Genomic DNA, 21,524 nt, shown 5'->3' on the forward strand with positions numbered 1-21,524 from the left:
GATAAATGATTGAATGGATTATCCGTCGTTCGGTGGCAAACCGTTTTCTGGTGATGATGGGGGCGCTGTTTCTTAGCGTCTGGGGAACCTGGACCATCATCAATACGCCGGTTGATGCGCTGCCCGATCTCTCTGATGTTCAGGTGATCGTCAAAACCAGCTATCCGGGGCAGGCGCCGCAAATTGTTGAAAATCAGGTGACCTACCCGCTGACCACCACCATGCTGTCGGTACCGGGTGCGAAAACCGTGCGCGGTTTCTCGCAGTTTGGTGATTCCTACGTGTACGTCATTTTCGAAGATGGTACCGATCCTTACTGGGCGCGCTCGCGCGTACTGGAGTATCTCAACCAGGTTCAGGGAAAATTACCGGCTGGCGTTAGCGCGGAAATGGGACCGGACGCCACGGGCGTCGGCTGGATATTTGAGTACGCGCTGGTGGATCGCAGTGGGAAACATGATCTGGCGGAATTACGCTCTCTTCAGGACTGGTTTTTAAAGTATGAGTTAAAAACGATTCCTAACGTGGCGGAGGTCGCTTCGGTAGGCGGCGTGGTTAAACAGTATCAGGTCGTTATCGATCCGATGAAGCTGACGCAATATGGCATCAGCCTGGCGGACGTGAAATCGGCGCTGGATACGTCGAATCAGGAAGCGGGCGGCTCATCTGTTGAGATGGCTGAAGCGGAATATATGGTCCGCGCCAGTGGATATCTGCAAACTCTCGATGATTTCAATAACATCGTCCTGAAAACAGAGGCCGACGGTGTACCTGTTTACCTGCGCGATGTGGCGCGCGTACAGATTGGGCCGGAAATGCGCCGTGGGATCGCCGAACTGAATGGCGAAGGCGAAGTCGCGGGCGGGGTGGTTATCCTGCGTTCCGGTAAAAATGCGCGTGAGGTGATCTCTGCCGTTAAAGCCAAACTCGACACGCTGAAAAGCAGCCTGCCGGAAGGCGTAGAGGTAGTTACAACATACGATCGCAGTCAGCTCATCGATCGCGCCATTGATAACCTCAGCTACAAGCTGTTGGAAGAGTTTATCGTCGTGGCGCTGGTGTGCGCACTGTTCCTGTGGCATCTGCGTTCGGCGCTGGTGGCGATTATTTCCCTGCCGCTGGGGCTGTGTATCGCGTTTATCGTGATGCATTTCCAGGGTTTGAACGCCAACATCATGTCGCTAGGGGGAATTGCCATTGCCGTCGGGGCGATGGTTGATGCCGCAATCGTGATGATTGAAAACGCCCATAAGCGGCTGGAAGAGTGGGGGCATCAGCATCCGAATGAAAAGCTCGATAACGCAACGCGCTGGAAGGTTATTACTGACGCCTCGGTAGAAGTCGGCCCGGCATTGTTCATCAGCCTGTTGATCATCACGTTGTCGTTTATCCCCATTTTCACGCTTGAGGGGCAAGAGGGGCGACTGTTCGGCCCGCTGGCGTTCACCAAAACGTATGCCATGGCAGGGGCGGCATTTCTGGCGATTGTGGTTATTCCTATCCTGATGGGATTCTGGATCCGTGGAAAAATACCGGCCGAAAGCAGCAACCCGCTTAACCGTTTTCTGATCCGTATTTACCATCCGTTGTTGCTGAAGGTGTTGCACTGGCCCAAGACCACCATTCTGGTGGCGGTGCTTTCAATACTGACGGTTGTCTACCCGCTGAATAAAGTCGGTGGTGAATTCCTGCCGCAGATTAACGAAGGCGATCTGCTGTATATGCCTTCGACATTGCCGGGGATCTCAGCGGCGCAGGCAGCGGATATGCTGCAGAAAACCGACAAGCTGATCATGACCGTTCCGGAAGTGGCGCGCGTGTTTGGTAAAACCGGTAAGGCAGAAACCGCAACAGACTCCGCGCCGCTGGAAATGGTTGAAACGACGATCCAACTGAAGCCGCAGGACCAGTGGCGTCCGGGGATGACAATGGACAAAATCATCGCCGAGCTGGACAAAACCGTACGCTTGCCGGGGCTGGCGAATCTGTGGGTTCCACCGATTCGTAACCGTATCGACATGCTCTCTACGGGGATCAAAAGCCCAATTGGCATTAAGGTGTCGGGTAATGTTCTGGCAGATATCGACGCCACGGCGGAGCAAATTGAAGAGGTGGCCAGAACCGTGCCGGGTGTCTCTTCGGCGCTGGCCGAGCGTCTGGTGGGCGGACGCTATCTCAACGTAGATATTAATCGTGAAAGAGCGGCCCGGTACGGCATGACCGTAGGTGCTGTGCAGCTGTTTGTCACTTCAGCGGTAGGAGGGGCAATGGTGGGCGAAACGGTGGAAGGGATTGCACGCTATCCTATCAACCTGCGCTATGCGCAGAGCTATCGTGATAGCCCGGAAGCATTGCGTAATCTGCCGATTCTGACGCCCATGAAACAGCAAATTACGCTGGCGGATGTCGCCGATGTGACGGTGGTTTCGGGGCCTTCGATGCTGAAAACCGAAGATGCGCGACCAACCAGTTGGATTTACATCGACGCCCGAGATCGTGACATGGTCTCAGTGGTGAACGATCTGAAAAAGGCTATTGCTGAAAAGGTCCAGTTAAAGCCGGGGACCAGTGTGGCGTTTTCGGGGCAATTCGAGCTGCTTGAGCGCGCCAGCCATAAGCTCAAGTTGATGGTGCCAATGACGCTGATGATTATCTTCGTCTTGCTTTATCTGGCCTTCCGTCGCTTTGGCGAAGCGCTGCTGATTATCACCAGTGTGCCTTTTGCGCTGGTGGGCGGCATCTGGTTCCTTTACTGGATGGGGTTCCATATGTCGGTTGCAACCGGAACCGGATTTATCGCCCTGGCAGGTGTTGCTGCGGAGTTTGGCGTGGTGATGCTGATGTACTTGCGCCACGCTATTGAAGCCGAACCCGCGCTGGAAAATCCGCAAACCTTTACGGCGGACAAGCTGGATGAAGCGTTATATCACGGTGCCGTGCTGCGCGTGCGGCCAAAAGCGATGACCGTGGCGGTGATTATCGCGGGTCTGTTACCTATCTTGTGGGGGACGGGAGCAGGCTCAGAAGTCATGAGCCGCATAGCCGCGCCGATGATTGGCGGCATGATCACCGCGCCATTGCTGTCGCTATTCATTATTCCGGCTGCGTATAAGCTGATGTGGTTGCACAGACACCGCGGTCAAAAATAATGCTCTAAAGCGCGCGCCTGCATTCGGATTTGTTGCCGAAGCAGGCGCCGCGTTATACCTCCAGTGCCTTCACGCGTTTGCGGTACTCACCCGGCGTGCAGCCAAATTCCCGTAAAAAGACTTTATGGAATGACGATTCGCTGGCGTAGCCTACCGACTCGGCCACCACAACCAATGGCTGCGACCCGCGAGACAGCATCTGGGCAGCGAATTGCAGGCGTAAAGTGGTTAATACTGCGAGCGGCGTGGAGTTTGAGACTTCACGAAATAACTGCGCGAAGCTGGCCCGTGACATATGCGCACGTTTCGCCAGTTCTTCGACGGTCCAGGCAAACGCCGGTGACTCCAGCATCATGAAGACGACAGCCCCTAGTTTGGGATGAAGCAGTAGATTCAACACGTTTTGAACGGGGGTCGCCCTGGTTAACCATTCGCGAACGGCTAAGGCAAACAGTGTGGCGCATTGTTGACTGCAGACTACACTGGAACCTGGTAGCGTACTCATGGATTCCTGTTGCATCAGCTCAATCATAGCCTTAAGCCAATGGCCGACAGGGCTATTTTCATCAGGTGCCAGAACTAATACTTCCGGTAATGCAGTTAAAAAATAGCGTGAGGAAGCGTGCAATCGAAGGCTGCCACAAACAATGTGTGTTTGTTCATCGCCAGACTGGCAGAGCCGATGTGCGGAGTTTTGCGGCAAGAGCATGATAGTACCGGGCAGCAGAGTAAAAGATGTCCCATCGGGCATGTCCAGTTGGGCTGCCCCTTGTGTGACCGTATGCCAGCGGATAATGGACAATTCACCTGCTGCGTGCGGCAGTTGCCAGTCCCTGCTCAGCAGGCAATTTTGATCGATCGAGCCTTGTGGGTCGTTAAGCATCAGTAATCGGCTAAGGGCATCCATGGAGACTCCTGAACATTTTTTGTTGTCGTTTATTGAAACGATATTATCTCTTTATTTTATTATTATATTAATACCTTCAAAGTGTTAGTGTAATAATTCATTCTCGAAATGTTAGTCATCTTTAAGGCTAATTTAGACGATCTGACAGTTATTGGCGAGTTGTGGATACATTGTTCTGGCAGAGTTAGAGCTATATTTCAGTTCATCAAACGAACAGTGACTTGGCGGAGAGACAGCATGAATCAGTATCAGGCGATTATTATTGGATTTGGCAAAGCGGGTAAAACGCTGGCGGCAACACTGGCCAAAACGGGTTGGCGGGTAGCGATTATTGAACAGTCAAACACCATGTATGGCGGGACATGCATCAACATCGGCTGTATCCCAACCAAAACCCTGGTACATGATGCTGAACTTCAGCATGACTTTGCCGAAGCAATGCAACGCAAGGCCTCTGTTGTCAGTTTTCTGCGCGATAAAAATTTCCATAATCTTGCCGATCTGGAAAACGTGGATGTGATTGAAGGTCGTGCTGAATTCGTTGATAACCATACTGTGCGAGTCGTGCAGTCAACAGGCGAGATTGAGCTGAGCGGCGAGAAAATCTTTATTAATACTGGCGCCCAGTCAACGATTCCAAACGTTGAGGGATTAACCACGACACCTGGCGTATTTGACAGCACCGGGCTGTTGAATTTGGCGCAACGTCCAGAGCGTCTGGGCATTTTGGGCGGTGGGTATATCGGCGTTGAATTCGCATCGATGTTTGCCAACTTTGGTAGCAAAGTCACTATTTATGAAGCAGCTCCGCAGTTTTTGCCTCGTGAGGACCGGGATATTGCTGACGCTATCGCCAACATTTTACGCGACAAAGGCGTCGAGCTGATCCTCAATGCCAACGTGCAGTCGGTCTCCTCTCATGATGGTGCAGTACAGCTGCACATGCCGGAGGGTGCCCAGACGGTGGATGCGCTGTTGGTAGCATCAGGTCGCAAACCGGCGACAGAAAACCTGCAATTGCAGAAAGCGGGTGTGGATGTAAACGATCGTGGTGCCATTGTTGTGAATAAATATTTGCGTACATCGGAAGATAACATTTGGGCAATGGGCGATGTCACTGGTGGATTACAATTTACCTATATCTCACTGGATGACTTCCGTATTGTGCGTGACAACCTGCTAGGCGAGGGGTTACGTAATACGGGCGATCGCCAAAACGTACCGTATTCCGTCTTTATGACGCCGCCGCTTTCCCGCGTCGGAATGACTGAAGAACAGGCTCGCGCCAGCGGTGCGGCGGTGCAAGTCGTGACGTTGCCGGTAGCGGCTATCCCGCGAGCGCGGGTGATGAATGATACGCGTGGTGTTCTTAAAGCGGTGGTGGATAGCGAAACGAAACAAATATTAGGCGTGTCGCTGCTGTGCGTGGATTCTCATGAAATGATTAATATCATCAAGACGGTTATGGATGCGGGGTTACCTTATACCACATTGCGTGACCAGATATTTACCCATCCAAGTATGAGCGAATCATTAAACGATCTCTTTTCTCTCATAAAATGATAATAGCGTAGTCTGCATATTTGCCCCACCCGTGTGGGGCTTTTTTTTATTTGTTTTTTATATTCCTGATACTAATTGACAGTTATTCTGGCGTTACGGATGAAATAAAATAAGGTGGCATGTTTTATTATATTCCCACTGAAATAACTCGTTAATGGAAATAGAAATGAACATGTTTAAAACTACGTTACTAATGACTGCGTTACTGACTGCTCCGGTGACATTTTCCGCGTTAGCGCAAACCGAGGTTGCCCACGTTAGCGTATCAGCCGTGTCTGGATCTCCTTCCGTGGTGGAAGATGCCATTGCGAAACTGGCGCAGGAAAAGAATGCGACTTCCTGGAAAATTACCTCAATGCGCATTGATAGCAGTACTCACGCAACGGCAATTTTGTACAAGTAAGGAGAGCCGGGATGGAAAAGTATCTTCGTATATTGGGCAAAGGCGATAGAGTTGGATTAACCTTGATTCGCCTGAGTATCGCGATTGTTTTTATCTGGATTGGTTTATTAAAATTTGTACCTTACGAAGCCGACAGCATTACGCCGTTTGTCGCCAATAGTCCGGTAATGTCATTTTTTTATGAGCATCCAGAAGAATACAAACAACATTTAACCCACGAAGGTGAATTCAAACCGCAGGCTCGTGAATGGCAGACAGTGAATAACACGTATACGTTCTCAAATGGCCTGGGCGTAGTCGAAGTTCTTATCGCTTTGCTGGTGCTGGCTAATCCTGTTAGCCGTTGGTTGGGATTAATTGGCGGCGTTCTGGCATTTGCCACACCAATTGTTACCTTATCATTTTTAATAACCACACCAGAAGCGTGGGTAATGCCTCTGGGTGATTTACACCACGGATTTCCGTACTTGTCAGGCGCCGGGCGGTTGGTGTTAAAAGATACGTTAATGTTGGCGGGAGCAGTGATGATTATCGCAGATTCATCCCGATCAATAATTAAGCAGCGGTATTGAATTTTTAACGTTGTGCCCTCTGTAAGATAGCAAGCCACTATAGTTCGATTCGGTACTTACCGGGCCAGCAGGATGCTGGCTTTTTTTCTGACTTAAGGTAAATTTATTAAGCTATATAAATTGCAATTATTCAATTTAGAAGCATAACGAGTCAGGGCTATATTTTTAGTTAATGATAGAGTGCAGTAAACATCTTCTCTTATCCCCCGCGATAGCACGCCAACCCGCATGTTGCTTAGCCCCTCCATCATGATAGCTTTATTTTTTTTCTGTACAATTCTTGCTATTTGTTATCTCAAAACCTCATTTTAAAAATTTTGTTATTCGCTTTTGTTATAGCCAGTACGCAAGTTCGCGTGGTTTTAGGCCTGGCTTGAGCTAGAATTAATCCTGATTAAATGTTTTTACGTATCAATAACTGACTAAAGATAGTTAAAAACTTAATTTTTAACCAACTGTTTGACATGGAATCCACTATGGTAATTAAGCACCAGGGGTGGATGCTGATCTCGCGTTTTGTGAGTAACCAAAGGCGGGACATATCTTAAATATGGAAATAAGGGTTTTAGAATGAGCTTTGGCTTAGCAAAGGAAGACAAGTTTGAAATCATCGCTATCCTTCGTGAAGAGCTTCATAAGAAAACGAAACTGGAAATCCTGTGTGGAGACAGTAGCGTTATCACGCAGTTAGAGAAGATTGATTTCGAACGGTTTGTCATCTCCGGACACGGAGACATTGTTCCTGAAAAGGTCCAATACTTTATCCTGCACAGTGAAAGCGGGATTGTAAAATTTAGTGCCAGGTTCGAACAAACCTCGTCAGCAGGTGCGGAAGCTGGATTATCCTACTTCATCCCGGATATGATTTTCTTTGCCCAGCAGAGACAAAATCAGCGTTTTTCATTCCTGAAGGGCTATGACTTTTTCTGTTTTGGTCGTTACAAAAATGGAGAAAACTACTCTCTCAAGATTAAAAATATCTCGCAGGGTGGTTGTGCGTTAATCGTTAAAGATGTAAATGCCCGTTTTCTTTATAAAGATGCGGTGATTAAAAATGCATCTCTGGATTTCGATACATTTGGCAGTTTACAACTGGACTTAAAAGTGATCGATGTCGTCCCGATCAATGAATTTGATGAGGATAACCAGTTGTATTCCTGTCATCAGATCTCATGTGAGTTCGACTTTAAAAATCGTCGTGAAGAGACTGAAGTCGAGAAAATCATTATTAAATTTTTAATGAGTAACAAGATTAGAAGCTTATAAGGAACGGTGAACAGGATGTTGATGTGTGGCAGTGATAATTTTGTGGGCAATGGTATGTTTGCCTACCTGACCAGCAAACATGTACCGATACAAACATTCCAGTTTGAGGATATGTTGCATCAGTCATCATTATGCCAGCATCAAACCATGGTTTTTAATATCATTGATAATGAACAAGCGTGTTCAGACATTGTTCAGTTTTTGAATAAAAACCGATTCAAATTTTATAATAACGTCGTGGTGATTGTTGCTGATAGTTTGGTGGCGAAATTATGCGTAGAGTTATTATATGTCGAAAAAACAATAGTTTTGACTGAAAAATCTTCACTGCGCGATTTTGGTCAATTGGCGAAATTATCAGTCGGGAAATGGAACCCCCGACTGTATCGTTCGCAGAAGAGATTAACCGAAAGAGAACAGCAGATCCTGAACTTACTGGTAAGTGGTTATACAGCCAAAGAAATTTCTGAGTTAGTTAGCCTGAACTATAAAACGATTCAGGCACATAAGATGAGAGTCGTCGCCAAACTTGGCCTGACCAATACCTCTGATTTAAATAAGTTAATTGTCAGATTTACCCATCGTATGTCTTTTTTACCCTAACCTGACCATTCTTTTCTGATGTAATACACCTAATAGTAGATACAATTTGGGAGTGATTTTGACTGGTTTTTAATTTTATGATTTGTAGAGGGAGAGGGGAATGTTTAATTCCAATGAGGTGCTAACTGCGCTTGAAAAGGCTTTGAATACCAGTCAACTTTATATGGTTTATCAGCCTATTTTCAATTTGCATGCCCAGCGTATAAGCGGATTTGAAGCATTAATGCGTTGGAATAGTCCTCAGATGGGTATGATCTCTCCCGATGTTTTTATTACCTTACTGGAAGATAGCGGCAATATTATTTCCATTGAAGATATGGTTACTCACTCTCCGTGGGATGTTGCAACTTCCTGGCCTGACCCCATTGTATTATCCGTCAATATTTCCGCGCTTGAATTCTGCGATCCTCTGCTACCCCAACGCGTCAGACAAAATCTTGCCACTTCCGGACTGCCGGTCCATCGATGCCAAATAGAGGTCACGGAAACGTCACCGCTGTGTGACAGCCAGATTGCGGCTAAAAATATGACGGAATTAAAGGCGATAGGGGTCAAGCTTGCACTTGATGATTTTGGAACCGGCCATGCTAATCTTAATTACCTGTTGAAATATCCTTTTGACACCTTAAAAATTGATAAGGAATTTGTCACCGGTATTGAGCCCGACACCCGATCAACAAAGATTGTTGAGGGTATTATTTCACTGGCGCATAATTTTGGCATTGAAGTTCTTGCCGAAGGGGTGGAAACCCAGTCCCAGCTGGAGCGGTTGATGCAGATTGGTTGTGACAAAATTCAAGGCTTTTTCATTTCTCCCCCAGTGCTGGCAGAAGAGATCCCTTCACTCTTAGCACAATATAATCGTTAATCCCTCCTTTTCACGTTTCCCAAATCCTTGGTTGTTCCGCGTTGCTGTTCAGTCTGTAGGCCTGATAAGCGTAGCGCATCAGGCGGCTTTGAACGGCAAAAAAAAGCCCCCTGCAGAACAGGGGGCTGGTGAGTTTATGTCAGCTTAGAACGATTTCTTAAACCCGATAGAGGCATTGACCGGCGCTTCTACCTGCGATTTACTGCCGCCGTTGCTGAATTGCGTACCCAGCTCACCGTAGACCTGCAGGTTTCTGTCGATGGACCATGACAGGCCGGCTGCAACTTCAGTGCTGGAGTACTGCTGTGAAGATTCCAGCGTGGTGGTGGCTACCGCATTGGTAAAGTGCGTTTTGTCTTTTGAACCCAGACCCTGCCAGACGTTTACCCTGCCATACGGCTGGAATTTGCCATGGTTGGTGTCATAGTCAGCGACCAGACGCACGCCCAGACGCGCGGTAAAGGAATCCGCAGTATCCATTTTCACTTTCGTTGGGGTCACACCATCCAGCGTGCTGTTATCAAAGTCGCTGTACTGGTAGATCAACTGAGCCTGAGGTTCCAGACTCCATGCGCTGGCACCTAAACGGAACGATTTACCTACCTCTGTCGACGCCGTCAGCGTGTTGCCTCTGACCGTATACGAGCCGTTGTTACCGGTCGCCTCCAGGCGGGATTTATGGTTACCGTACTGCAGGACGTTATCAACATACATACCGTCACCCGAGAACCAGGTAGCATAGCCGCCGACGTAAAATGCGTTGTCGTCGATGTTACCGCCTTTGCCATCGCTGCCTGTCTTCGTGCCTTTCACGTTGCTGTCGATATCAAGGATGCTGGTATACATCCCGGCTTTCCAGCTTTCGTTAGCATACATATCAACGCCGACCTGAATGCCCATGGTATGGGAGCTGGTTTGCGTACCGGCCGCGTCATCCAGTTTGGTTTTACCGGAGTAGCCAATCATTCTTGCCCACGCGCGATTGTCTTCATCAATGCCCGGTTTAACCTCGTCACCCATACGTTGGTGCATGTTACCCAACAGGCTAAGATCACCCTGACGTACGACGCTGGCGAGGCCAGAATACAGCATGGTTTCTGGACGGTATTCACTTCTCAGATACCAGTTTTCACCCTGACCTTGAGCATTACCCGCATGCAGTTGATACTCAAATGCGCCAGCAGCCATACGGTCGGCGGCAAGATGGAAGGCATCCCGCGACGTTTGTGCGGTGGTGGTTGCGCCATTGAGCGCTGTCACCACTTCGATACCATCCCCAATGGTCGGCGCGCCGAGACCAGAACCATCGACATCCAGCAGCGTGCTACCGCTGGCTTTACCGCCATCGATAATCAGACGGTCGGCAATGCCTGAGCCGCTACCATTCTGGATAGCCGCCATGTTGATAGTCCCTTTTTCGCCGGTGTAATCCCCTTTGACGGTTAAGGTTGTGCCAGTCTGCTGACCGATGAGCGAGACATCGCCACCGTTGCTCAGGCCCGCTACCGTTTGGTTGTAACCCTGAGTGTTCAACGTGGTGTCTGCGACCACATAGTGGTGCGATGCGCTACTCAGGGTGTTGGCATTACCCGCTTGCAACACGCCGTTGGCGATCAACGTCGCGCCGCTGTAGCTGTTTTCGCCTTGCAGCTCGGTAATGCCGCTACCGGTCTGATGCAACTGGCCTTTACCACTGATATTGCCGGTCAGCGCCAGGGTATCGCCACGATTGACGTTGAGTACGCCGTTATCAACGACATCCCCCTGAATGCTGCCGATATCACCGCCGTTACCCAGCTGTAAAACGCCTTGTTCGATGGTGGTGCCACCGGTGTAGGTGTTATCCAGCGTCAGGGTGAGGGAGCCTTTACCGGTTTTGGTCAGTTGACCGTTACCTTCGACTTCAGTCAGCAGAGAAACGTCATGTCCGTTGGTGTCGAATGTCCCGCCGCCGGATTCCAGCGTCACCTGACGGGCAGTATCAAACGCTTCGCCATACTTCAGCGTACCGCCATTAAAGGTAATTCCCGTATCTGCCGCACCCAGGTTGGTATCGCCCGCTACCTGCAGCGTCCCGGAGGTGATGGTCGTTCCGCCGCTGTAGGTGTTGTCGCCCGTGAGGATGAGGGTACCGAGATCGCCTTTATTCAGGCCGCCGGTACCGCGGATAACGCTGTCGATAGTCGCGGTGTAGTTGGCGCCGTCTACTGTGCCATCGCCAACGCGAATCAGGGTGTTGGCCGTATCGGTGGTAATGGCTTCGCCACCCACGCGATAACCATCGGTGGCGAACTGCGCGCCGCTGATGATGACGTCGCCTTTGCTGTTATCGACGGTCACGTTGCCTGCTTCACCCTGGAAGACGGCAAACGCGGCATCGGTAAACGGTGCGTTCAGCGCGCCTTCCGGCGTTGATTCATCGGTCGTCCAGTTGTCGTTACCCTGGCTGGATTGCCAGATACCGTCGCCGCCGTTGATGACGCCGTTGTTTTTCAGCTCGCCATTCTCACCGCCGGTGCCGTCCCAGAAGCGCAGCGTTAGTCCTGCGTGGTTGACCAGGTTGACCTGATTTTTCACCGATGTCTGCACGTACAGGCTGTCAGCCGCTTCCGGCGCGTTAGCAATATCCATCACATTGTTGGTCAATGTGCCGGTGTAGTTGATGACGCGATAGACGCCGACATCAAAGCTGCCGCCCGGTGAGGTTTCAATGTTGAGCTTACCGTCGAGCGTCAGATCGCCATTTACATCAATCAAGTCGTTGAAAGCACCGCCCGGGGTGTAAGCCTGACCAAACTGATAATCCAGCTGTGCGTTATCACTGAGCGTCAGCGAACCGGTAGTCAGTTTACCCACGCTGTTGATGGCCGCACCTGCGGTAATATGAGCGTCGTCCAGCACATCAACCGCGCCGCCAATAATCCCGTTACCGCCGAGCGTTGCCCCGGATTTCACTGTCACCTGGCCGGTAGCCGCAGACTGATTACCGTTGACCAGCAGTACGCCTTCATTGACGTCCGTGGTGCCGGTGTATGTGTTGTCGCCGGTCAGCGTTAACGTGCCGTCACCGATTTTCACCAGGCTGCCGTCGTTGCCGCTGATAATGCCGCTGATGGTGTCATCAAGATGCAGATTACCCAGCGACAGCTCTTTATTGCCCAGTTCGACATTACCCGCGCCGGACAACGAGCCGATCGATGTTGCGCTGTCGACTGCGCTGATATCGACCTTACCGCCCACCAGGTTTTTAACGACGGTATTTTCTGCCATCGCCAGGTCAGCAAAGGTCATCAGCCCGCTGTTGTTCACGGTGGCATTGCCGCCGCTGGCGTCTTCTTCCAGCGCCAGAGTACTGTCTTTTGACACGTTAACCGTCGCGTTGCCCGCGGTGGCGTTGTTGGTTAACACCGCTTTCGCCGTGCCCGTCAGGTTCAGCATTGCGCTCGCTGCGGTGACGTTATCTGCCAGCGTTAACAGGCTGTCGGCGATGTTCATAGTCAGGGATTTCAGGCTGGTATCTGTCCCGCTGACATTGAGCGTCGCGCCCTTATTGACGTTCACGGTGCTGCTTTCGTTACTGCCAAAGGCTCCGGTTTTGCTGACGTTGACCGTCACATTGTTGGCGTTTCCGGTACCGGCAATTTCTGTGTCGCCTTTGTAGCTGTTTGCGCGGTCGAGCGACAAGGTGCTGCCCGCATCGCTAGAGCTGCTGGTGACTTTCAGTTTACCGTCGCCAGTAATCTCACCGGTTGGCGTGAAGTGGTGCGAATTGAGATCGAACACCGCTGCGTTCTCATTCGCTCCCAGCTCGATGGTGCGATTGCTGGTCAGGTCCGCGCCCAGTTGCAGCGTTGAACCGTTATTGATTGCCAGGTCAGTTCCGCTCTGGCCGAGATTGCTGTCGGAGGAGATCTGCAACGTGCCGCCATCAATGCGCGTGCCGCCGCGATACTCGTTATCGCCGCTGAGGATCAGACGGCCAAGGTCGGTTTTCACCAGCGTCAGCTTGTCAGCAGTACTGGCTTCGCGGATAACAGACTCAATGGTCGCGGTATAGTTTTGCCCCGCGCCACCGGCGCCAACGCGCAGCAGCAGTTCGCCTGTTCCCGGCGTCTGGCCTGCGTGGGTCGCGTTTTCAGTGGTGGCATACGCGTTAAGCGCATCGCCTTTAACGACATAGCCATCGGCATCAAACTGTGCCCCGGAGAAGTTAACTTCTCCCGCGGCGTTGTCCACGGTAACTGTACCGCCTTTGGTGGTGAAGACGGCGAAGGACTTCTGTGCCCAAGGGGCGTTACCTTCACCGGTTGCGGTGGTCCAGTTGTTATCACCCTGGCTGCCGATTGCCATCCATTTGCCATCGCCACCGTCAATTTTGCTGTCGCCTTCAATACCCGACGCGCCGTGGCTCTGATTGACGGTTGCGCCGTCCCAGAACTGCAGGGTAACGCCGTTGGCGTTCACCAGGTTGACCTGTTTGTCGATGGAGGTCTGGACAAAAATATTGCTCTTATCCTGACTGTCCGGTATTGCGCCTAATTCCAGCGTCTGGTTATCCAGCGTGCCGCCGTAGTTATAGATACGGTACACGCCCGGTCCGAAGTTACCGCCCTGTGAAGTGGTGACATCCAGAGTCCCGTCCAGTTGCAGATCGCCCGCGACGTTAATCAGATCGTTTAGCGCGCCGCCTGGCGTATAGGCCTGACCCAGTTCGAAAGCGGAAGTCGTTTTGCTACCAAGCTGCAGATTACCGTTAATGGATAACGTACCCGCACCACCGTCACCGGCGCTGAGGGTCGTGGCATCGTTCATCAGCACGTTGCCGCCGATAGTGCCATTACCGCCAAGTGTGGACGTGCCGCTAACGGTGGTGGCACCGCGCGCCGCGCTTTGATCGCCATTCACCAGCAGCGTGCCGTTGGTAACGGTGGTGTCGCCGGTATAGGTGTTATTGCCGTTCAGACGGGTAATGCCGCCGCCGATTTGCTGTAGCGCGCCAATACCTGAGATCACGCCGTTGAGCAGCACGGTGTTGGCGCGATTAATCGCCAATATGCCGTTGTCGATAATGTCTGACACGGCGCTGACTTCGCCTGTATTTCCGCCGTCACCCAACTGCAGCGTACCGGTTTGAGCGATAGTGGTAGAGCCGGTGTAGGTATTGTTAGCGGTGAAGATCGTGGTACCGCCCGCCGCACGTTCGAACTTCCCGTCACCGCTGATGATACCGCGATAAATTTGCGCCGCTGAAGCATCACCCTGGGTATCGAAGATAACTCGGCTGCCTGTGCCCTGGGTCGTAACATTGTAATCGCCAATGCTTGCGGCAGTACTGGTCGGCTCGACGTGGTCGCCGGTGCTCAGGGTTGCGCCATTGTTTACGGCAATGGTTTTGCTTGCCAGCGTCAGGTTTTCTACGACGCGGACATCCGCGTTTGAGCCGCTGATGGTCAGCGAATCCCAGCCGGTGCCGATGTTGGTGCCAGTGGTCAGATTGTCGCTCGCCAGCGTACCAATCTTCGCACCTTTTGTATCGGTGAAGGTGAGGGCGTTGCCGCTACCAGCTTCAGTAGTGATGTGGCGTGTTTTATCCAGCGTCACATTGCCGATGTTGGCTTTATTGTTACCGCCAGTACCGGCGAAATTCACTTCACCCGCATAGGAGCCACTACGCCAGTTAAAGATGTCCGCACCTTCGCCGGTATTGATTACGCCGCTGGTTACACCGCCGCTGATATCAATGGTGTCATTGCCTTTGCCGGACTGAATGGCCACGGCCGTGTCGTTGATGGCCTGCAGGGTTCCCGTGTTGGTAATGGTTTTACTGCTGTCGCCGCTGGCGTCAATTACCGGTGAGGTGGTGCTGGCAGAGATAATCTTGCCGCTGTTGGTCAAGGCGCTGACGTTTTTCGCGATGATCGCCGAACCGCCTGCGTCGTTATGCACGTTAATGTCGGCATTGGTGGTGACATTACCGTCGGTATTAGCGCGAATCCCGCTGCCTTCGCTGTTCAGCACCTCAATGGTGTAGCCTTTGCCGATGGTCAGATCGCCCGTCACCGAGCCGCCATCGCGTTGTTCAAAAGCGAAGCCGGTACCTTTCCCGTTGACGTTGAGGATATTTCCAGCGCTGTCTTTATCGGTCATGGTCAACGCCACGCTGGTGCGGATGCCTGCGCCATCGTTGGAGTTTATGGTGACGTTTCGTAACAGGATATTGTTATTGTTAGCATCGTTTTGAATGCCAGCACCGTCACCCTTTGCACTGATCTCCACATTTTGCGCGGACAGAGCGCCAGCGCCTTCGGCCAGACGAATACCGTCAGCGGTGCCATCGGTAGTAATACTGTCGCCAGAAATACCGTTAATTAGCAGGCTGGCTCCTTGGGTGAGCAGAACCCCGGCAGTACCATTATCAACCTGAACTTTGCCCAGTGTATTGATCTGTGCGCTGGCACCTGAAGCTCTAACACCGATGCCGTTGCTGACATGCAGAGCGCTGGAAGAGTTATTGGTTAAGCTCCCGCCTTGTTGAACATCAACACCGATGCTGTCGACGCTGGCCAGATCAATAATCGAGTTGGTATCCAGGATCAGGTTGCCCTGATTCCTCGCCACATAGGCGATAACCTCATTGCCGCTAGCTTCAGAGGTAATCTTCGCGTTCGAGGTGAGGGTGGTGCTAGTAGGATCACCCTGCGTGCGACCATTCAACTGGTGAGCCTGACCATCCACAACCCCGGCAATGGTTCTTTCGCCGGTTAAATTGATGGTGGTTTTATCACTGATGGTCCCTTTCGCGCCGCCTTCGATTACCAGTGCCGCTGAGTCGCTGCCCTTAACGGCAAACGTTGCTTCACCAGTATCTACGCTACTGCCAGCGCCGGTGGCGAGAACGCCCACGGAATTCTTACCGTTGAGGGTAAGATCAAGGTTGGAACTGGACTGATCTTTCGGGTTAGTCGTGTTACCGGCCAGCAATGCGCCATTGGCGATACGGAAAATGGTGGTGCGATCCTGACCATTGTCATTCATCACCGCCTGACCAATGTTGGCGGTAGCGCCTTTACCAAACAGGTAATAACCAATCTGATCGGTGTTGTTGAATGTCGGGCTACTAAGACTGTCAACGTTAGCGATGGCGTTATCACGTACGTGCACACCGATGTTACCGGCTTTATCCAGCGTAATGTTGGAGTAAACGTTGACCACTGCCTGGCCGCTGCTGCCACCTTCAGCCCAAATAGCGTAGTTACGGTTACCGACGCCGCCTTCTCCGTCCACCACGATAGAGCCCGCAGCGCTGGTGGTGACTTCGGCATTTTTGTTATTGGCGCTAACGTGGATCCCCACGTTGTTGGTGCCATTTACGTTAATCTTGCCGTCGTTGCGGATTTCCTGATTATTTTCCGCGCCGCTGTCGCGTACGGAGATGCCGTAGTTTTTACTGCTGCCCCCGTCAGAACCTCCATTGATCACGATATTGCCGGTATTGAGAACGTTGCCCGTGGCATTTCCGACCAGAATCCCCGCGGCGTTGCGTATGCCGGTTCCCAGCGTGATCAGACCGTTGTTAATCACCTCTTTGGCACTCTTGGTCATGATCCCGGCGCTCAGACTAGAGCCGCCAGCCATCGTGACATCTTTAGACGGATCGCTTGCGTCGCGACCAAGATAAATTGAGGCATCCTGAGCGTTAGTGAAAGTGGCATTCCCGGCAACTTCTACGCCATAAGCGGTGCCTTTGGCAAAGGATGCACCGTTTTTGCGCCCGTCCACGACGTTGATATCGCCGTTGTTGACGCCTTGCGATTCGTCAGACAGTTGCATGCCAATAGCCAGCGTCAGCGAAGAATCTGGCTCATCCTTACTCCAGGGATCTGCTGCCGACGCGGTACCAAAGTTATCGGTGGTGATCGCCTGGTTAATGGTGCCGTTGTTTGCTATCTGGCTGGCGCCTTGCCCCTGCATGCCAAATGCGCCATAGCTGTTGACGTTTTGATTGCCGTCTTTGTCGATAAACAGCCCGGAGTTGATGATCCCGTTGTTGGTTGCCGTTGCGTCTTTTGCCAGCATGCCAATCGCCAGACTCTGCCCGGTAGACGTGCGTAATGCGTTCAGCTCGCCAAGGTTAGTGATAACCCCGCCATTAAGGGATTTCATGACACCGTTAATACTGCCGTCAACGGCAATAATCGCATCTTTGTTCAGGGTGCCGGAGGTGCCTGCACCGTTGGCGTAAATAGCATGCAGCTCACCGCGGCCAGCGGTCGCGTTATTGCTATGCGACAAGCCGTCGGTCCAGACGTCGTAATCCCAGGTAAGCACGTCTGAAGACTTGCTGGAGTTGATCAAGCCATCAATCAGCTCCGCGTATTTTGTCTGCGCGGCGGTGACGGTTGTGATATCACCGTTTTCAACATCCAGCCACAACTGCAGTTGGCTGACCTTTTGCCCTTCAGGGTTTTCTGCTGCGTCGCTGCTTTTACCCAACAGCCAGTCGTTAAAATCGGCCAGCTCCTGCGTGCTGGTAATGTTAAATGTGCGCGTACCCGTTTCGACTACTTTACCGTCTGCATCATAGCCGTAGGACATGAGTGTTACATCATCGCCAAACACGGAGGTTTGCGCTGAACCGGCGAACGTTTTTTCAGGGATAACTGGGGCGGCGTTAAATTTTATATAGTTATCGGATTGCCAGTTAACCTGGCTACCTGCGTCCTGAGCCTCCAGCAAGGAGGAGTCTTTAGCCAGCAACTCGATAGTATTGGCTTTGTCACGGACATTGAGCGTGTCGTTGCCAATATCCAGATTGGCTATGGAGCCATTTGTCGCCAGCGCGATGCCAAATTGTTTATAGATTTTAGACAACGTTGGATCGAAGGTGTTTAATACCGAATCGCCGATCTGTGATTCGGTAAGAAAACTACTTAACTCCTGGGTATCAAAGACTTTAATTGATGCTGGCTCACCAGGAAATGCCGGGTCGTTAATAGAGAATTCTGTGCTCTGTGAAGGCGTCGACGACCGGTTGTACGTCAGGTATTCCGCCAGCTCTTCAGCATTAGTAATCGTTTTTACGCTCTGGTCAGGGCTGGTGGCCTTAAGAGTGATTTTGCCGGTTTGCAGCAGCTCTCTGATGGTCGTTGATTCAACAACGCCACTTTGACCCGGACTGATCGTTGGGATCGCGCCGCTGATATTGAGCGCCTGACCAGCAGTGATATCTTTATATAAGAATCCGTAGTCGTGGATACCCGCATAATCCCCAACGGAAATACCTGCCTGGTAGTCGGTGAAAATATTGTGATCACCGATATCGATAATCGGATCAGCGGAAACCTGCATTGAAGCAGCGCTTAATGCACCCGCTGCTAATACCGCAACCGTTTTACGCGAGCTGCTTTTTTTCTTTCCTTTGGTTAATTCAGAAACGACCACCCAGATACCGAGCGCCGCGTTCCAAATAATGCTGTAAACTTTGTTCATATATAACCCTCGTCTACATTCCTGTTATGCATGTGTTAATACATTGAGTTGTTGGCTATGGTTGGCACGCGGATGTGCTACCCGGTAATAGATTTTTGGGAATAGGGTTTCCTTCCGTGCGATGCGGAATTAAAAAGCGAGTCGAAAGAAAACTTTTTTTAAATAATAACCGTGATAATTGTCCTTAAATAAGTCAGTTACGGCTGGCTATAGTGAGAAATGGTGTACTTGAGCCGGGTGTTATTTTTGCCGAGTTTTCTGGCAATATTGCTTTTGTACGCCCCGATGGTTTTTTCACTTTTTTGTGATGCCCCGGCGATTTGTGTCAGTGACCATCCTCGTGCAAGCATCATCATTACGTTGAATTCGTTTGCTGTGATCTTGTTGTGTAATGCTTTGATATTTTGTTGGTTATTGTTTTTTGTGATACGTGTAACGGCATGGTGTAGCCGATCAAGACTGGCATCTTGATCAAGAAACAGCATGTTCTTCCCACAAACGGTTTGAAAAAGAGTAAAAGTAGCTTCATCTGCCAAAACAATAATTTTGGTGACAGGTCGTAAAGCCATGTTGCGGATAATCCTGGCATATTTTAAAAAATCTGATTTGTCAGGATTAATGATGATGCAATCCGTTTCATAAGGAAGCATTTTGACAGCAGAGAGCGTCTGGGAGGAGTAATACGCGATATCAATATATAATGATGAGCCACGTAGGATTTCTCGCATGCCTAGCCAAGGGTAAATTGAGTCACCCAAAAAAATAGCCTTTGACATAACGATCTCCTTGAAATTTTGGTGCAAGCAGCCGCCTCTTTTTGTAGGTTAAAAAAGAGTTTCTTGCGACGCGTGAAATGTTAATTAAATCTCGTATTACGTTCTGTGTTGTGAACGTATCCTTATTAATTCCAGATTAAACAGATATTCTCTGTATTTATTAGAATCATTAACTATTCTTAAAGTAGATATTACACTTTGTTAAAATTTAAGATAAATCGTTTATTTCAGCTCTGCGTAAATGATTGATAGATTTCGCTTATGAATCGCATGAATAATGATTGAGTGGTTTCTATAAAGACAGGGTATTCCTATCTGTTTTGGAGGGAATTTACATGAAAAACATTATATTTCAGATGGATATACGTTTTTCTTAATGGGCTTACTGGTGGGTAGGAGAATTCTTAATCAAGACCAGGATAAAGAGAAGGGACGTCGAGGGGAAGAGAGAAATATCGCTAAATTTGCAGTTATCGACCTGAAACTCGAGTATCCAGGTTGATAATTCTTAGCGTTGTGAGGTTTTTAGGGAATTATCCTATTTTTAGCTTTTTGTGCTTAATTTTAAAAACTCACTTGAAGAGGTTGTTTTTTCTGATTGCTATTGCTGATAGGGCTTAGCCTGCCAACAGTTCCTGTTCAACCTGATGTACCTGCTGTTCCAGCGTATTGCGGATTTCCGTAAGCGCCCGTTGTTGATCGGAGAAGTAGGCTTCTTTATCAGTCACGGAGGTGGCAAGCCGCCAGGCGTTCTCGGCTTCCAGTTCGGTAATCTCTTTGAGCAGCGCGTTAATTTGTTCTCTGAGCTGCTGTATTTTGCTGCGTAAATGCTGCAAATCGTTCAATCGGTCACTCGCCATCATCGGTTCGAGGCCGCTTTGCAATTGAGTCAGTAGCGCCCGGACGGCGGCAAGATCGGCATTTTGGCGCGCCTGGTTAAGCTGCACCATCATCTGATGCGCTTTCTCTTTCAGATCATCGGCTACCACGTCCGGGTGGCAAAGACGGCTTGCCTGACGCCACAGGCGTTTTAACTCATTACGTTCATCAGAGGAAAGCCGCTGGTCACGGCTAAAACGATGCTGTGCATCCTGCTGCTGCTCCTGATATTCATCATATTCATGGCTGGCCTCTTCCTGTGCCTGACGGGTTGCGCTGTCGTCCTGGCGAGAAAAGTCGTTTTCCAGCTCACGAATCTCCGCCAGCAGGGCGGTAATCAGTTCAGTTTGCTGCTGAATACGTTGGCGTGTTTCCACCGATTCGCGCGAATCTGAATTCTGGTTCATCCAGTGCTGCTTGAGCCTGGCCAGTTGATCAACAGCCTGGGAAATATAGTGCTGACAGGATTGATAGTCTTTTTCCCGGCGTTTTCGCTCCGCTTCCTGTTTGCGCTGGGCACTGGCGGCGAGCTGTTTACGCAGTTCGAGAATGCGGCTCATCAGCGGTCCAAGACGAAGGTGATACAGATCGTTGAAATCATCGAGGATTTGAATGCGCGTGTTGCGCTTATCTATCAGGTCACGCAGCTGTGTTTCGAGTGCTTTGAGTTCCAGCTTACTGGCGGCAATGGCGGGATCCTGCCACGTAGAGACTGCCCGTTGAGATTGCAGCCAGGCCGAGATTTCACGCAGGGCATCACCAAAGCGTCGTTCTTCGATCGCCTGCACAATGGTGCCAGGTACGACTGACAAAGGCTCATTTTTAAGATGCGCCACCTGCTGGAAAATAATCTCCTCATCTTCCAGTTCAATAGCGCTTTTGACGATTTCCAGTCGTTTGATGATCTTATTCATGACAGTCGTTGCCTGGCCTGGCTAAAAAACGAGTGGCTGAAGTACAACAGGTTCACCCGTTTGAAAATGTTAGAAAAACAGTAAAGCGCATTCTGTGGCCTGCGATGCCTTTTCGTCCAGAATAATTCACTGTAA

Annotated in this window: 11 protein-coding genes; 7 read left to right on the forward strand and 4 right to left on the reverse strand. The window is 50.5% G+C overall.

The features are described 5' to 3' along the window. Positions 1-5 precede the first annotated feature (5 nt). Positions 6-3,149 carry a CusA/CzcA family heavy metal efflux RND transporter gene (locus OGY09_RS24270; protein ID WP_032942612.1) on the forward strand — a complete coding sequence of 1,048 codons (3,144 nt, stop codon included), beginning with the start codon at positions 6-8 and terminating at the stop codon, positions 3,147-3,149. Positions 3,150-3,201: 52 nt separating this feature from the next. Here OGY09_RS24270 and rclR read toward each other — a convergent pair whose 3' ends face one another. Further along, entirely contained in the window at positions 3,202-4,056 is an 855-nt protein-coding gene (rclR, locus tag OGY09_RS24275; protein ID WP_032942614.1) for a reactive chlorine-specific transcriptional regulator RclR, read from the reverse strand. 237 nt (positions 4,057-4,293) lie between these two features. On the opposite strand from rclR, the gene rclA reads away from it, so the two are divergent. The 6 genes from rclA (at position 4,294) to OGY09_RS24305 (ending at position 9,331) form a co-directional block, all read left to right on the forward strand. Next, positions 4,294-5,619: a reactive chlorine resistance oxidoreductase RclA gene (gene rclA / locus OGY09_RS24280; protein ID WP_032942615.1), complete on the forward strand. Its 1,326-nt coding sequence runs from the start codon at positions 4,294-4,296 to the stop codon at positions 5,617-5,619. Between the two features lie 172 nt (positions 5,620-5,791). After that, on the forward strand, positions 5,792-6,022 hold the full coding sequence (gene rclB / locus OGY09_RS24285) for a reactive chlorine resistance periplasmic protein RclB (RefSeq protein WP_032944326.1): 231 nt from the start codon (positions 5,792-5,794) through the stop codon (positions 6,020-6,022). 11 nt (positions 6,023-6,033) lie between these two features. Then, a complete protein-coding gene (gene rclC, locus OGY09_RS24290; RefSeq protein WP_032942617.1) occupies positions 6,034-6,594 on the forward strand; it encodes a reactive chlorine resistance membrane protein RclC in 561 nt (186 codons plus the stop codon). A 570-nt stretch (positions 6,595-7,164) separates the two neighbouring features. Further along, the gene (locus OGY09_RS24295; RefSeq protein ID WP_008784030.1) at positions 7,165-7,860 is read left to right on the forward strand and encodes a flagellar brake protein; all 696 of its coding nucleotides are present in this window, start codon (positions 7,165-7,167) and stop codon (positions 7,858-7,860) included. A gap of 21 nt (positions 7,861-7,881) precedes the next feature. Further along, the gene (locus OGY09_RS24300; protein WP_003831148.1) at positions 7,882-8,463 is read left to right on the forward strand and encodes a helix-turn-helix transcriptional regulator; all 582 of its coding nucleotides are present in this window, start codon (positions 7,882-7,884) and stop codon (positions 8,461-8,463) included. Between the two features lie 100 nt (positions 8,464-8,563). After that, positions 8,564-9,331: a putative bifunctional diguanylate cyclase/phosphodiesterase gene (locus OGY09_RS24305; RefSeq protein ID WP_003831149.1), complete on the forward strand. Its 768-nt coding sequence runs from the start codon at positions 8,564-8,566 to the stop codon at positions 9,329-9,331. A gap of 144 nt (positions 9,332-9,475) precedes the next feature. Here the strand turns inward: OGY09_RS24305 and OGY09_RS24310 are convergent, their stop codons facing one another. The 3 genes from OGY09_RS24310 to OGY09_RS24320 form a co-directional block, all read right to left on the reverse strand. Next, complete coding sequence (locus OGY09_RS24310) at positions 9,476-18,820, reverse strand: autotransporter outer membrane beta-barrel domain-containing protein (RefSeq protein ID WP_032942618.1); 9,345 nt, start codon at positions 18,818-18,820, stop codon at positions 9,476-9,478. 197 nt (positions 18,821-19,017) lie between these two features. Then, positions 19,018-19,596: a helix-turn-helix transcriptional regulator gene (locus OGY09_RS24315; RefSeq protein WP_008784033.1), complete on the reverse strand. Its 579-nt coding sequence runs from the start codon at positions 19,594-19,596 to the stop codon at positions 19,018-19,020. Positions 19,597-20,213: 617 nt separating this feature from the next. Then, the gene (locus OGY09_RS24320; protein WP_032942620.1) at positions 20,214-21,389 is read right to left on the reverse strand and encodes a coiled-coil domain-containing protein; all 1,176 of its coding nucleotides are present in this window, start codon (positions 21,387-21,389) and stop codon (positions 20,214-20,216) included. Between the last annotated feature and the right edge of the window lie 135 nt (positions 21,390-21,524).

Origin of the sequence: Citrobacter sp. Cpo071, assembly GCF_030332765.1 — a bacterium.
GTDB classification, from domain to species: domain Bacteria; phylum Pseudomonadota; class Gammaproteobacteria; order Enterobacterales; family Enterobacteriaceae; genus Citrobacter; species Citrobacter portucalensis.